Genomic DNA, 13,717 nt, shown 5'->3' with positions numbered 1-13,717 from the left:
AGCGGATAACCTGGCAGTCGGACCAATATCGCTTCCCGGATTTCACCCAGGCTACAGGAGCCTTTAGTCCGCGGTTATAGTCTGCCCTCGCCCCTCACCGAGCCGACTGCCATGCCCCGCTGTTTCTGGTGTAACGACGATCCCCTGTATCAGGCCTATCACGACGAGGAATGGGGTGTGCCGTCGCGCGATCCCCAGCATCTGTTCGAGATGCTGCTGCTCGAAGGCGCCCAGGCCGGGTTGTCGTGGATCACCGTGCTGAAGAAACGCGAGCGTTATCGTGAAGTGCTGTTCGGCTTCGATGCCGAGCGCCTGGCCGCAATGAGCGACGATTACATCGAAACCCTGATGCAGGACTCGGGCATCATCCGCAATCGCCTCAAGCTGCAGGCTGCGCGCAAGAATGCCCAGGCCTGGCTGCGCCTGGACGATCCGGTGGCGCTGCTCTGGTCGTTCGTCGGCGGCCAGCCGAAGATCAACCATTTCGAGGGCCGTGGCGACGTACCGGCGGTCACGCCCGAAGCCGAGGCCATGAGCAAGGCGTTGAAGAAGGCCGGCTTCACCTTCGTCGGTCCGACCATCTGCTACGCCTTCATGCAGGCCACCGGCATGGTCATGGACCACACCCGCGACTGCGATCGCTACGCCCAACTGCAACAGGAGGCCCGCCCATGAGCGCCACCATCGACACCCTCGAGCAGCTGCAGGCGCTGTACGGCATGCCTCATGAGCGCTCGCTGCGCAAGGAAATGCCCTGCCTGAGCGCGCCCTATCAGGCGCTGGTGGCCGCATCGCCTTTCGTGGTGCTGGGCACTCACGGCCCGGACGGGCTGGACTGCTCGCCGCGGGGCGACGCACCGGGGTTCGTACGAGTTCTCGATGAGCGCACCCTGCTGCTGCCGGATCGCCCCGGCAACAACCGCATCGACTCCTTGCGCAACATCATCCACGACCCCCAGGTGGCGCTGCTGTTTCTGATCCCTGGGGTCGGCGAGAGCTTCCGGGTCAACGGCCGCGCGAGCATCTCGCTGGACCCTGAATTGCTGGCGCTGTGCGAAGCGCAAGGTAAGCTGCCGCGCAGCGTGCTGCGCATCAGCGTCGACACCTGCTACTTCCAGTGTTCCAAGGCGGCGGTGCGCTCGGGCCTGTGGAATGCCGAGCGCCAAGTTGAGCGGGCCAGCCTGCCGTCGGCGGGCGACCTGCTCAAAGCGGTGATGGACGAGAGTTTCGACGTCGAAGCCTACGAACAGCAGCTTCAGGAGCGCCTGAAAACCCAGCTTTACTGAAGGTTTGCGCGTTTCTGTTCGTGTATGTAACGGCCACATCGGCTCTTCGGGCGGTTACAATGGACGCCTTTTCTCAATCGGAGCTGTTCGTGGAAAAGCTCAAAGGCGCGCTGGTGGTCGGTTCCCTGCGCTTGTTTGCCCTCCTGCCCTGGCGCGCTGTGCAGTCGCTCGGTGCGATCATCGGCTGGCTGATGTGGAGGCTGCCCAACGGCTCTCGTGACGTGGTGCGCATCAACCTCGCCAAATGCTTCCCCGAATTGAATGCTGCCGAGCACGACAAGCTGGTAGGCCGCAGCCTCATGGACATTGGCCGCACCCTGACCGAAAGTGCTTGCGCCTGGGTCTGGCCCGCGCACAAGTCGCTGGCGCGCGTGCGTGAAGTCGAAGGCCTGGAAGTGCTGGAAGCGGCGCTGGCTTCTGGCAAGGGCGTGGTCGGCATTACCAGCCACCTGGGCAACTGGGAAGTGCTCAACCACTTCTACTGCTCGCAGTGCAAACCGATCATTTTCTACCGCCCGCCCAAGCTCAAGGCGGTCGATGACCTGCTGCGCGAGCAGCGCGTGCAGCTGGGCAACCGCGTGGCACCGTCGACCAAGGAAGGCATCCTCAGCGTCATCAAGGAAGTGCGCAAGGGCGGCGCGGTGGGCATTCCCGCCGACCCGGAGCCAAGCCTGTCGTCCGGGATGTTCGTGCCCTTCTGCGGCACCGTGGCGCTGACCAGCAAGTTCGTGCCGGGCATGCTTGCCGGCGGCAAGGCGGTGGGCGTGTTCCTGCATGCGCTGCGCCTTGAAGATGGCTCCGGCTACAAGGTCATCCTCGAAGCCGCGCCGGAAGCGATGTACAGCGAAGACACCTACACCGCTGTGGCGGCCATGAGCAGCGTGGTCGAGAAGTACGTGCGCGCCTACCCCAGCCAGTACATGTGGAGCATGAAGCGTTTCAAGAAACGCCCCGAGGGCGAAGCGCGCTGGTACTGAAATTTGTGGCGCCTCGCAATGAGGCGCCGTTTCGCTAGGCTTGTTCGGTGTTTTGAGCTATTAACGGGGCACACCTTCTCGAGGCTGCCAGGACATGTCTGCCAACCAGCGTCAGCATCCCCGTACACCGATGAAATGCCGCATCAAGATTTGCCACCCGAGCTTCGGCGAGCTGGTCGCTCAGACCCGCGACCTGTCCGACGGGGGCGTGTACGTCAAGCACGATGACCTGGCCGCTCTGGAACTCGGCACCCGGGTGACCGGCCAGGTGCAGGATTTGCCCATCGCGGCGCCCATCCTGGAAATGGAAGTCATGCGCGTTACCCCCGAGGGCGTGGGGCTGCGCTTTATTCGCGAGTGAATTCGACAGGCCGGCGCTCCGCCGGCCTCGTGCTTACAGCTTGGCCTTCACTGCCGCCAGTCCGTCACCGCCATCACGGGTTTTCACACCCTCCAGCCAGCCGTCTAGCACCTGCGGGTTGGCCTTGATCCAGTTTTTGATGGCGGTGCCGTTGGCCTCCTTGCGGTTGAGCACGTCGTCCATGATGGTGTTTTCCATCTCCTGGGTGAATTTCAGGTTGGTCAGCAGCTTGCCCACGTTCGGGCATTCGGCAACAAAGCCTTTGCGGGCCAGGGTGTTGACCGAACCGGTGCTGCCGAAGAATTTCTCGCCGCCCTTGAGGTACTGCATGTCGAACTGCACGTTCATCGGGTGCGGCGTCCAGCCCAGGAACACCACGAACTCGTCGCGTTTCACCGCGCGGCCGACCTGTACCAGCATGGCCTGCTCGCTTGACTCGACCAGCTGCCAGTCGCCCAGGCCAAACTCGTTACCGGCGATCATCTGGCGAATATAGTCATTGGCCGGCGAGCCCGAGCCGATGCCATAGATCTTCTTGCCGAACTTGTCGGCGAATTTGGCGAGGTCGTTGAAATCCTTCACGCCAGCTTCGTGGGCGTAGGTCGGCACGGCCAGGGTGTATTCGGTGCCGCCGAGGTTTTCCACCACCTTGTCGATCTGCCCGCTGGCTACGTAGCGGTCGTAGTCGTGCTGGCCGGCCGGCATCCAGTTGCCGAGGAACACGTCGACCTGCCCTTTCTGCAACCCGGCGAAGATGATCGGCACGGCCAGGGTGCGCGTCTGCGCTTTGTAGCCCAGGCCATCGAGCAGCAGGCTGGCGATTCCGTTGGTGACCGCGATATCGCTCCAGCCCGGGTCGGCAAGGCTGACGCTGGCGCACTTGGCGTCTTCGGCGTGGGCATGGAGGCTGACGCTGAGGGCCAGCAACCCGGCGGTGATCACGGTCTTCAGAGGCTTCATCGGCGGTGTCCTTATGCATGAGGAAGCCTTAACCCTAGCAGATGAAGGTGCTGATCTTATTGCCGTTGGAGATCGTTAACGGCATATACCGTTCGTCGCCAAAGGTGAACAGAATTGAACCGATTGTGGTCTTGGGCTGTCCGTCCATGGGATGTGCGGAGCACTCTTTTATTTCATTATTTAGGTTGCAAGTGGCTGATTCAGGAAGGGATTCGCGGCGCTTGGCTTGAGTCTTCTTTCTAGGTCATCACATTGAATAAACTGATTATCTCTCTGATTTTAGGTAGCACCCTCTTATGTGCTGCGGCTGGCAACGCATCCGCCAGCTTCCGGGTTCACATGCAGGACGGCAGCAGCCGTGTCGTCGCCCCCGCCAAACTCGATCCTAACTCCTCCCAAGCCGTTGTTCGTCGCGCATTGAGCGCGTTGGGCACGCCCTATCGCTGGGGTGGCACCAGCCCCGAGCACGGTTTCGACTGCAGCGGCTTAGTCAAATACGCCTTCAAGCAGGTCGATGACCTCGATCTGCCGCGTACTTCCCGCGACCTCTCCCGCGTCGACGGCCCCAAGGTGGCCAAGGGCGATCTGGAGCCGGGCGATCTGCTGTTCTTCCGCATCCGCGGGCGCAACGTCGACCACGTGGCCATTTACCTGGGCAACGACCGCTTCATTCACGCGCCGCGTCGCGGCACCAACGTGCGTATCGACAAGCTCAGCGACGGCTACTGGAAGAAGCACTTCCAGCTGGCGCGTCGGGTGATGCCGGACGGTGCGCAGCTGGCGAGTAACAACTGACAGGATCGGCGGAACGACATGTTGTGTGGCGGGAGTGGCCGTTCGCGTGAATTGTAGGAGGGGCCGGGCGGCGATCCGCTTTAGCCCCGAGTTCTTTGCGCCTGGTAAAGCTCGTGGCTGAAGCCCCTCCCACAAAGCAGCTGCGCAACGTCTGCTTCTTCCTTCGACGCATCACTATTGAAGAAGCCCGCCATCCGCCAGGCGGGCTGTCGCCAGCGCGGTCCAGGCAGTACACTGCGCGCCGCTCGCTGCCATGTCGGTGGCAGCAATGGGTTCCCTAACCCCATTTCACGAAAAAGGACATCCCATGACCCTGCTTCCCGCCTCGGTCAGCCGCTCCGTATTGGCAGCGCTGATCGCGTTTCACATCCTCATCATCATCGCCAGCAACTACCTGGTGCAGCTGCCGATCACCCTGTTCGGCTGGCACACCACCTGGGGTGCGTTCAGCTTTCCGTTCATCTTTCTGGCCACCGACCTTACCGTACGCCTGATCGGCAAGCACGCTGCCCGCGTGGTGATCGCCCGAGTGATGGTGCCGGCACTGATCGCTTCCTACATCGTCTCGGTGCTGTTCCATGACGGCGCCTTTGGCGGCCTGGCGGCCATCGGCGAATTCAACCTGTTCGTGTTCCGCATCGCGCTGGCCAGCTTCCTGGCATACGTGCTTGGCCAACTGCTCGACATTCAGGTGTTCGACCGCCTGCGCAAGTTGCCGCAGTGGTGGATTGCGCCGACTGCCTCGAGCGTGTTCGGCCAGGCCATGGATACCCTGGCGTTCTTCTCCATCGCCTTCTGGCAGAGCAGCGACCCTTTCATGGCTGCCAACTGGGTGGAAATCGCCATGGTGGATTACGTGATCAAGCTGGCCGTCAGCCTGGCGCTGTTCGTGCCGCTGTACGGCATGCTGCTTGGCGCCATCGTACGGCGCCTGCCGCAACGCAGCGTGCTGAACTGAGTCAGCCGCACACGAAAACGCCGGATCCCCTCACGGGCATCCGGCGTTTTTGTTTACGCGTGTGATCGGCTCAGCGCGACGCCACCGCTATGGGCAACGCCTGCAGGCGCGACAGGTGCAGGGCTACGGCCAGGGAGATCAACAGCAGCGAGCCGATGAACAGGCCCAGGCCGTCCCAGCCGCCGGCCTGCCAGAACACGCCGCCCAAGGTGCCGGCGACGCTGGAGCCCAGGTAGTAGCAGAACAGGTACAGCGACGATGCCTGGCCCTTTGCTTGCTTGGCGCGGCGGCCGATCCAGCTGCTCGATACCGAGTGGGCGCCGAAGAAACCGAAGGTGAACAGCAGCATGCCAACCAGGATCACCGGCAGCACGTTGAACAGGGTCAGCACCAGGCCGCCTAGCATCAGGCCGATCACCGCCCACAGCACCTTGCGCCGGCCCAGCTTGTCGGCCAGGGCGCCGACCTGCGCGGAGCTGTAGATGCCGGACAGATAGACGATCGACAGCAGGCCGATGCTGGTCTGGTCGAGCTTGAACGGCGCTTCGATCAGCCGGTAGCCAATGTAATTGAACAGGGTCACGAAGGCGCCCATCAGCAGGAAGCCCTGCAGGAACAACCACGGCAGGCCCGCATCACGAAATTGCAGGGTGTAGCCCTGCAGCAGGCTGCGCGGGCGCAGCGAGCGGGCGCGGAAGTTGCGCGACTCGGGCAGCAGGCGCCAGAACGCCAGACCGGCCAGCAAGCCCAGGCCACCCAGGGTGCCGAGTACCGCGTGCCAGGACATGAAGTCGACCAACACGCCGCTGAGCAGGCGCCCGCTCATGCCACCGATGGCGTTGCCGCCGATGTACACGCCCATGGCCAGGCCCAGGTGCAGCGGGTCGATTTCCTCGCTGAGGTAACTCATGGCTACGGCGGCCAGACCGCTGAGCGCAAGGCCGACCAGTGCGCGCATCACCAGCACGCCTTCCCAGGTTGGCATCAGCGCACTGCCGACGGTGAACACGGCGGCGGCGAGCAGCGACACGACCATTACCGGTTTACGGCCCAGTGCATCGGACAGCGGCCCGGTTATCAACAGGCCGAGGGCCAGGGTGATGGTAGAGACGGAAAGGATCAGGCTGCTCTGCGCGGCGCTCAAATCGAACTGGCGCGCCAGCATCGGCATCATCGGTTGCACGCAGTAGAGCAGCGCGAAGGTGGCGAAACCGCCGCTGCACATGGCGAGAATGGTGCGCAGAAAGGCATGGGTGCCCTTCTGGATGTAAATGGGCTCCAGAGGCGCGCTGCCGGGCGCAGGTTTCTCATTCTGGGGGCTGATGCACGCGTCGGGTGTAACGGGCTGACTCATTGCTTCCTCGTGAATTTACTTTCCCCAGGCAAAACGCCGCCGTATGCGCTGGCACCGGCCAGCACGGGTGGTTGTTGTTATTGGGAATGGCGTCAGGATAAGTAGGCTGGCAAGTTCTTTCCAATATAATATTCGACCCAATCGATACGTATGGCGACCTATTGGAGCGAACATGGAATTGCGCCATTTGCGTTACTTCGTGGCGGTGGCCGAAGAGCTGCACTTCGGCCGTGCCGCCGATCTGTTGGGTATCTCTCAGCCACCGCTGAGCCAGCAGATCCAGGCACTGGAGCAGGAACTCGGCGTGCGCCTGTTCGAGCGCAGTAACCGACATGTTGCGCTCACCGATGCCGGGCGGCTGTTTCTCGAGGAAACGCGGCAGACCCTCGCACAGGTCAGCAAGTCGGTGGACGTGGTGCGCCGCGCCGAGCAAGGCGAAATCGGCGAACTGCAGATCGGCTTTACCGCTTCGGCACCGTTCGTGTCGATCATTCCGCGGGCGGTATTCGCCTTTCGCCAGGCGTTCCCGGCGGTGCACCTCAATCTGCAGGAAATGACCAGCCGCCAGGTCAGCCAGGCGCTGCTGGAAAAGAAGCTGCAGATCGGCATGATTCGCCCGCTGGAGTTACCCGCCGAGCTGGACGCGGTTGAGCTGCTGCGCGAGCCGCTGGTGGCGCTGCTGCATGCCGGACATCCATTGGCCGGTGAGCACGATCGAGGGCTGGCGCTTGCCGAACTGGCAAACGAGCCGTTCGTGTTCTTTCCGCGTAGCTATGGCAGCGGCCTGTACGGACAGCTGTTCAACCTGGCGCGCCAAGCCGGGTTCAGCCCGCGCATTACCCAGGAGGCCCACGAGGCGTTGACCATCATCGGTCTGGTGGCCGCGGGGCTTGGGGTGTCGGTGTTGCCGGCGTCGTTTCGGCGCATTCGCATCGATGGCGTGGTGTTTCGCACCCTGACCGATACCGACGCCACCACCGCGGTGTGGCTGGTCAAACGCCGCCAGGAACGCTCGCCCCTGGCCCAGGCATTTATCGACCTGCTGACCCGCGAGGTGCAGGCGCTCAAGTAGCGAGTGCCGACTCGCTCATCAGGCGTGGGAGCCGGCCGTCGATCAACGTACCTTGAAGCGGTTCATCAGGCTGATCACCCGGCCGTTGGCTTCCAGCAGGCTGCGGGTGTTGTCTTCGCTGGCGTGGCCGCTCTGCACAAGATCGTCGACCATGTGGCGGATCTGCACCATGCTGTGGTTGATCTCCTCGGTCACTGCGCTCTGCTGCTTGGCGGCGGTGGCGATCTGGGTACTGAGCGTGTTGATCTGGTTGACCGAGCTGGCCATCTCGTCGAGCCCGGCATTGACCCGCGCTGTGGCGTCCGCCTCCGACTGGCAACTGGCCTGGGTATTTTCCATGGCGGTCACCGAGGAGCTCACCCCGCTGATCAGGCGGGCGAGCATCTCGTTGATCTGCGAGGTGCTGGCCTGGGTGCGCGCCGCCAGGGCTCGTACTTCGTCGGCGACCACCGCGAAGCCGCGACCCTGCTCACCTGCTCGCGCCGCTTCGATGGCGGCGTTGAGGGCCAGCAGGTTGGTTTGCCCGGCAATGGCACCGATTACGTCGAGGGTTTCGGTGATGCGCGCGGCGTCCTGGCGCATGTTCTCCACGGTGCTGGTGGCACTGGCTACCTCGCCGATCAGCGCAGTCACGCTGTTCGAGGCTTCGCCCACTACCACGCGAGAGCGGTCGGCATGCTCGTTGGCGCGCTGGGTGAAGGCGGCCGTCTCCGCGGCGTTCTGCGCCACGCTGTCGGCGGTGGCGCCCAGTTCGTCTTCGGCACGGATGGTGATGCGTCGGGTGAGGTCGGCATCGCCGGTGGACAGTGCATCGATGTTGGCTTTCAGGGTCTTCATGCGCTGCACCAGCTGGCGGATCGCATACACGGCCATTGCCACGAGCAGCAACACCATGGGGATCTGTAGCAGCGCCAGGGTGCCCCGCACGTCATCGCGCTGGGCGGTGATCTGCGAGGTGGGCAGCGCGGTGGCGAGGAACCACGGGGTGCCGTCGATCGCGCGCATATAGAGGGTGCTGGCGACGCCGTCGTTATCGAATTCGCTGCGTTGCACCGGCTGGTTGCGTTGGGAGAGCGCCTTGCTGACCTGCACTGCGAACGCCGAGGTGGCAGTCAGCTCGCTGATGTTCTTGAGCACCACCGGGCTACTCAAGTGGGTGCTGTTGCTGATGATCTTGCCGTCGCCTTCAACGATCAGCATCTGCCCGCCGATGTCCTTCTCCTTGTCGGCGACCAGGTCGTTGAAGAAGCCCAAGGTCACGTCGATGGTGGCCACGCCGTAATCCACGCCGTTGCGCTGGATGGCCATGGCGCAGTTGGTTCGCGGCTCCTGGCTGGCATCGTCCTTGTAAGCAGCGGCCCAGGCGCACTGGCCCCGGGGCGAGGCCAGGCCGCCCTTGTACCAGCTCTGGTCGTAGTAGTTGGGCGCCGGGTCGCTGTTCCAGAAGGTATTGACCACCAGCTTGCCGGAGCCGTCGCGGTGCCAGAAAGTGCTGTGCTTGTTACGCCCTGGGGTGCGCTGGTTGGGCAACGGCCAGATTCCGCCGCCGAAGACCTTCAGCTCGCCGTATTGGTCGACCAGGCCAGGCAGCACCTTGTCGATGGCGTCGCTTTCCAACAGGGGAATGGTCTGGGTGATGCTGCGTTGCTGGGCCTGAACCTTGTTCAGCTCGTCCTCGATGTCTTCCGCCACTTCGTCGATGCGGTTGAGTACCACCTGTTCTTCGGTATGGCGCAGGGTTGGGGCGACCAGCTGGCCGATGCCGACTACGGTCAGCACCATAAGGACCAGGACGAACAACACCAGAAACAGGGTATAGCGGCCTTGAATGGAGCGCAGTGCGGACATGGCGGTCGTCCCCGGAGAGCGGTTTTATTGTTGGTTTTATTGGAGCTTCCTAGGGCTATCGGCTTGCCGACGAACGGCTTAAGATCGGCGACGAGATAAATTTCGCCGCGGCCGTTCAGGATAATTTGCTGGTGCTGAACCGCCGCTCAGACGCTGGTGTTCTTGTCCAGCTTGCGCAGGAAGACGGTCATTTCCTTTTCCGCCTGCTTGTCGCCCTTGGCCTGGGCGGCTTCAATACCCTGCTGCCATGCACTGCGCGCGCTGTCGAGGTTGCCGGCAGACTGCTGAGCCTTGCCGAGCAGCTTCCACGCCGCCGAATACTGCGGGTCGTGTTCGACGCAGCGTTGCAGGTGTTCCGCAGCCTTGCTGGCATCGCCGGCATCCAGGTAACCCTTGCCCAGGCCGAAGCGCAGCAGTGAGTTATCCACACCCTTGGCGAGCATCTTTTCCAGTGCATCAGTGCTCATGAAAGGCTCCCTTAGAAGAATGTCAGGCCGACCTGGAACAGCCGCTCCACATCGCGGATGTGCTTCTTGTCCATCACGAACAGGATCACGTGGTCGCCGGACTCGATCACCGTCACGTCGTGGGCGATCAGCACTTCTTCGTCGCGGATGATCGCGCCGATGGTAGTGCCCGGCGGCAGCGAGATGTCCTTGATCGCCTTGTCGACCACCTTGCTCGAGCGCGCGTCGCCGTGGGCGATGGCCTCGATGGCTTCGGCGGCGCCGCGGCGCAGCGAGTGCACGCTCTCGATATCGCCGCGGCGCACGTGGGTCAGCAGGCTACCGATGGTGGCCAGCTGCGGGCTGATGGCGATGTCGATCTCGCCGCCCTGGATCAGGTCAACGTAGGCCGGGTTGTTGATCAGTGTCATCACCTTGCGCGCGCCCAGGCGCTTGGCCAGCAGCGACGACATGATGTTGGCTTCGTCGTCGTTGGTCAGGGCCAGGAAGATGTCGGCGTCCTTGATGTTCTCTTCCACCAGCAGGTCGCGGTCCGACGAGCTGCCCTGCAACACGATGGTGCTTTCCAGGTTCTCGGAGAGGTAGCGGCAGCGCGCCGGGTTCATCTCGATGATCTTCACCTGGTAGCGGCTCTCGATGGCTTCGGCCAGGCGTTCTCCGATATGCCCGCCGCCGGCGATCACCACCCGCTTGTATTCGTTCTCGACGCGGCGCATCTCGCTCATCACCGCGCGGATATCCGCCTTGGCGGCAATGAAGAACACCTCGTCGTCGGCTTCGATCACCGTATCGCCCTGGGGCATGATCGCCCGGTCACGGCGGAAGATCGCCGCCACCCGGGTGTCGACCTTGGGCATGTGCTGGCGGATCTGCTTGAGCTGCTGGCCGACCAGCGGGCCGCCGTAGTACGCCTTGACGCCGACCAGCTGGGCCTTGCCCTCGGCGAAGTCGATCACCTGCAGGGCGCCGGGGTATTCGATCAGGCGCTTGATGTAATTGGTCACCACCTGCTCGGGGCTGATCAGCACGTCGACCGGAATGGCTTCGTTGTCGAACAGTGCTTCGCGGGTCAGGTAGGCCGCTTCGCGCACCCGGGCGATGCGCGTCGGGGTATGGAACAGGGTGTAGGCGACCTGGCAGGCGATCATGTTGACTTCGTCGCTGTTGGTCACCGCCACCAGCATGTCGGCATCGTCGGCGCCGGCCTGGCGCAGCACGGTCGGGAACGAACCCTTGCCCTGCACGGTGCGGATATCCAGGCGATCACTCAGGGCGCGCAGGCGGTCGCCGTCGGTGTCCACCACGGTGATGTCGTTGGCCTCGCTGGCCAGGTGTTCGGCCAGCGTGCCGCCGACCTGGCCGGCGCCGAGAATGATGATCTTCATCGGGTTGCTCCAGCGGCTGCGATCTTGATCAGCTTGGCATAGTAGAAACCATCATGGCCGTCCTGCTTGGCGAGCAGCTGCCGGCCATGGGGCTGCTTGAGGCCGAACGGGCCGGCGATGTCCAGCTCGCGGGCGCCGGGCGTACGCGCCAGGAAGGCGTCGATGACCTCGGTGTTTTCCGTCGGCAGCGTCGAGCAGGTGGCGTACAGCAGGATGCCGCCGACCTCCAGGGTCGGCCACAGCGCGTCGAGCAGCTCGCCCTGTAGCGTGGCCAGCGCCGGAATGTCATCGGCCTTGCGGGTCAGCTTGATGTCCGGGTGGCGACGGATCACGCCGGTGGCCGAGCAGGGCGCATCGAGCAGGATTCGCTGGAACGGCTTGCCGTCCCACCAGGCGGCGGTGTTGCGGCCATCGGCGGCGATCAGGGTGGCCTCGAGCCCGAGGCGATCGAGGTTCTCGCGTACCCGCGCCAGGCGCTTGGCCTCCAGGTCCACGGCCACCACTTCGCTCAGCGCCGGCTCGGCTTCCAGCAAATGGCAGGTCTTGCCACCGGGTGCTGCGCAGGCATCCAGCACGCGCTGGCCGGGCGCCAGTTGCAGCAGCTCGGCGGCCAGTTGCGCGGCTTCGTCCTGCACGCTCACGTGGCCCTCGGCGAAGCCGGGCAGCAGGGTGACGTCGCAGGCTTGCAAGAGACGGATGCCGTCGCGGCTGAAGGTGCAGGGCTCGGCCTCGAAACCAGTCTGGCGCAGTCGCGCCAGGTAGTCATCGCGGCTGCCGTGGCGGAGGTTGACCCGCAAGATCAATGGCGGGTGGGCGTTGTTGGCGGCGCATATGGCCTGCCAATGCTCGGGCCAGAAGGCCTTGAGCTGCTTCTGCAGCCAGCGCGGGTGGGCGGTGTGCAGCACCGGGTCGCGATCCAGTTCGGCAAGCAGGCTCTCGCTGTCGCGCTGGGCATTGCGCAGCACGGCGTTGAGCAGGCCCTTGGCCGAGGTCTTCTTCAGCTTGTCGACGCAGCCGACCGTCTCGCCGATTGCCGCGTGGGCGGGGATGCGTGTGTAGAACAGCTGGTAGAGGCCGACCAGCAGCAGGGCCTCGAGGTCGCGATCACCTTCCTTGAAGGCCTTGCGCAGCAGCTTGCCGGCGATCAGTTCGAGGCGTGGCTGCCAGCGTGCGGCGCCAAAGGCCAGATCCTGGGCGAGGCCGCGGTCGCGGGCCTCGACCTTGTCGAGCAGCGGCGGCAGGCTGGTGCCCAGCGACGCCTTGCCGTCGAGCACCGCGGCCAGGGCGCGGGCCGCTGCCAGCCTGGGGTTCATGCCAGCACCGTGCCGACGGCGAACTGCTCGCGGCGGCTGTTGTACAGATCGCTGAAGTTCAGCGCCTTGCCGCCGGGCAATTGCAGGCGGGTGAGCAGCAGGGCGCCGCTGCCGCAGGCGACGGTCAGGCCGTCCTTGCTGGCAGCGAGAATTTCGCCCGGCTGGCCCTGGCCTTCACCGATTCGCCCGGATAATACCTTGAGCGGCGCGTCGTTCAGGGTGCTGTGGCAGATCGGCCAGGGGTTGAAGGCGCGGATCAGTCGCTCCAGCTCATCGGCTGGGCGGCTCCAGTCGATGCGCGCTTCATCCTTGTTCAGTTTGTGAGCGTAGTTGGCCTGGGCGTCGTCCTGCACTTCGCCCATCAGGGTGCCGTTGGCGAGACCCGCGATGGCCTCGATCACCGCCGGCGGGCCGAGCTCGGCCAGGCGGTCGTGCAGGCTGCCACCAGTGTCTTCGGCTGTGATCGGGGTGCGCACCTTGAGCAGCATCGGCCCGGTGTCGAGGCCGGCTTCCATCTGCATCACGGTCACGCCGCTTTCGGCATCGCCAGCCTGCACGGCGCGCTGGATCGGCGCCGCCCCGCGCCAGCGCGGCAGCAGCGAGGCATGGCTGTTGATGCAGCCGAGGCGCGGAATATCCAGCACCGCCTGGGGCAGGATCAGGCCGTAGGCGACCACCACCAGGAGGTCCGGCTGCAGCGCCGCCAGTTCGGCCTGGGCGGCGGAATCCTTGAGGCTTGGCGGCTGCAGTACAGGAATGGCGTTTTCCACAGCGAGCTGTTTGACCGGGCTGGGCATCAGCTTCTGGCCACGGCCGGCTGGGCGATCCGGCTGGGTGTACACGGCAACGATCTGGTGGTCGGTGCCGAGCAGCGCCTTGAGGTGAGCGGCGGCGAATTCCGGGGTGCCGGCGAATACGATACGCAGAGCTTCGGTCATGGG

The 13,717-nt window shown here is 64.1% G+C and carries 14 protein-coding genes; 7 read left to right on the top strand and 7 right to left on the bottom strand.

What is annotated here, in order from left to right; all coding sequences use genetic code 11:
- Positions 1-111: 111 nt before the first annotated feature.
- The 4 genes from BM279_RS03765 to BM279_RS03750 all read left to right on the top strand — a co-directional run bounded on the left by BM279_RS03765 (position 112) and on the right by BM279_RS03750 (position 2,624).
- Entirely contained in the window at positions 112-675 is a 564-nt protein-coding gene (locus tag BM279_RS03765) for a DNA-3-methyladenine glycosylase I (RefSeq protein WP_093501056.1), read from the top strand.
- Positions 672-1,286: a pyridoxamine 5'-phosphate oxidase family protein gene (locus tag BM279_RS03760; RefSeq protein ID WP_093501055.1), complete on the top strand. Its 615-nt coding sequence runs from the start codon at positions 672-674 to the stop codon at positions 1,284-1,286. Before BM279_RS03765 ends, BM279_RS03760 begins: the two co-directional genes overlap by 4 nt.
- Positions 1,287-1,375: 89 nt before the next feature.
- Positions 1,376-2,263, top strand: coding sequence for a lysophospholipid acyltransferase (locus BM279_RS03755; protein WP_093501246.1), 888 nt, complete (start codon positions 1,376-1,378; stop codon positions 2,261-2,263).
- 94 nt (positions 2,264-2,357) lie between these two features.
- On the top strand, positions 2,358-2,624 hold the full coding sequence (locus BM279_RS03750; protein WP_093501053.1) for a PilZ domain-containing protein: 267 nt from the start codon (positions 2,358-2,360) through the stop codon (positions 2,622-2,624).
- Between the two features lie 33 nt (positions 2,625-2,657).
- On the opposite strand, the gene choX is transcribed toward BM279_RS03750, so the two are convergent.
- Positions 2,658-3,584, bottom strand: coding sequence for a choline ABC transporter substrate-binding protein (gene choX / locus BM279_RS03745; RefSeq protein ID WP_093501051.1), 927 nt, complete (start codon positions 3,582-3,584; stop codon positions 2,658-2,660).
- A gap of 252 nt (positions 3,585-3,836) precedes the next feature.
- On the opposite strand from choX, the gene BM279_RS03740 reads away from it, so the two are divergent.
- Complete coding sequence (locus BM279_RS03740; RefSeq protein ID WP_093501048.1) at positions 3,837-4,379, top strand: C40 family peptidase; 543 nt, start codon at positions 3,837-3,839, stop codon at positions 4,377-4,379.
- Between the two features lie 307 nt (positions 4,380-4,686).
- Positions 4,687-5,337, top strand: a complete 651-nt coding sequence (locus BM279_RS03735; RefSeq protein WP_093501045.1) for a 7-cyano-7-deazaguanine/7-aminomethyl-7-deazaguanine transporter — start codon at positions 4,687-4,689, stop codon at positions 5,335-5,337.
- A 70-nt stretch (positions 5,338-5,407) separates the two neighbouring features.
- On the opposite strand, the gene BM279_RS03730 is transcribed toward BM279_RS03735, so the two are convergent.
- Entirely contained in the window at positions 5,408-6,691 is a 1,284-nt protein-coding gene (locus BM279_RS03730) for an MFS transporter (protein WP_093501043.1), read from the bottom strand.
- Between the two features lie 172 nt (positions 6,692-6,863).
- On the opposite strand from BM279_RS03730, the gene BM279_RS03725 reads away from it, so the two are divergent.
- Entirely contained in the window at positions 6,864-7,763 is a 900-nt protein-coding gene (locus BM279_RS03725; protein ID WP_093501041.1) for a LysR family transcriptional regulator, read from the top strand.
- A gap of 42 nt (positions 7,764-7,805) precedes the next feature.
- Here BM279_RS03725 and BM279_RS03720 read toward each other — a convergent pair whose 3' ends face one another.
- From BM279_RS03720 to fmt, 5 genes are all read right to left on the bottom strand, one after another.
- Complete coding sequence (locus tag BM279_RS03720; RefSeq protein ID WP_093501039.1) at positions 7,806-9,611, bottom strand: methyl-accepting chemotaxis protein; 1,806 nt, start codon at positions 9,609-9,611, stop codon at positions 7,806-7,808.
- Positions 9,612-9,757: 146 nt separating this feature from the next.
- On the bottom strand, positions 9,758-10,078 hold the full coding sequence (locus tag BM279_RS03715; protein WP_093501037.1) for a tetratricopeptide repeat protein: 321 nt from the start codon (positions 10,076-10,078) through the stop codon (positions 9,758-9,760).
- A gap of 11 nt (positions 10,079-10,089) precedes the next feature.
- Positions 10,090-11,463 (bottom strand): Trk system potassium transporter TrkA, encoded by a 1,374-nt coding sequence (gene trkA, locus BM279_RS03710; RefSeq protein ID WP_093501035.1) that lies wholly within the window; start codon positions 11,461-11,463, stop codon positions 10,090-10,092.
- On the bottom strand, positions 11,460-12,776 hold the full coding sequence (gene rsmB / locus BM279_RS03705) for a 16S rRNA (cytosine(967)-C(5))-methyltransferase RsmB (RefSeq protein ID WP_093501033.1): 1,317 nt from the start codon (positions 12,774-12,776) through the stop codon (positions 11,460-11,462). Before rsmB ends, trkA begins: the two co-directional genes overlap by 4 nt.
- Positions 12,773-13,714 carry a methionyl-tRNA formyltransferase gene (gene fmt, locus BM279_RS03700; protein WP_093501030.1) on the bottom strand — a complete coding sequence of 314 codons (942 nt, stop codon included), beginning with the start codon at positions 13,712-13,714 and terminating at the stop codon, positions 12,773-12,775. Before fmt ends, rsmB begins: the two co-directional genes overlap by 4 nt.
- Positions 13,715-13,717 lie beyond the last annotated feature (3 nt).

It is taken from the genome of Phytopseudomonas straminea (assembly GCF_900112645.1).
Taxonomy (GTDB): Bacteria; Pseudomonadota; Gammaproteobacteria; order Pseudomonadales; family Pseudomonadaceae; genus Aquipseudomonas; species Aquipseudomonas straminea.
Note: the sequence above shows the minus strand (reverse complement) of the source record. Positions and strands in the feature narration are given on the sequence as shown.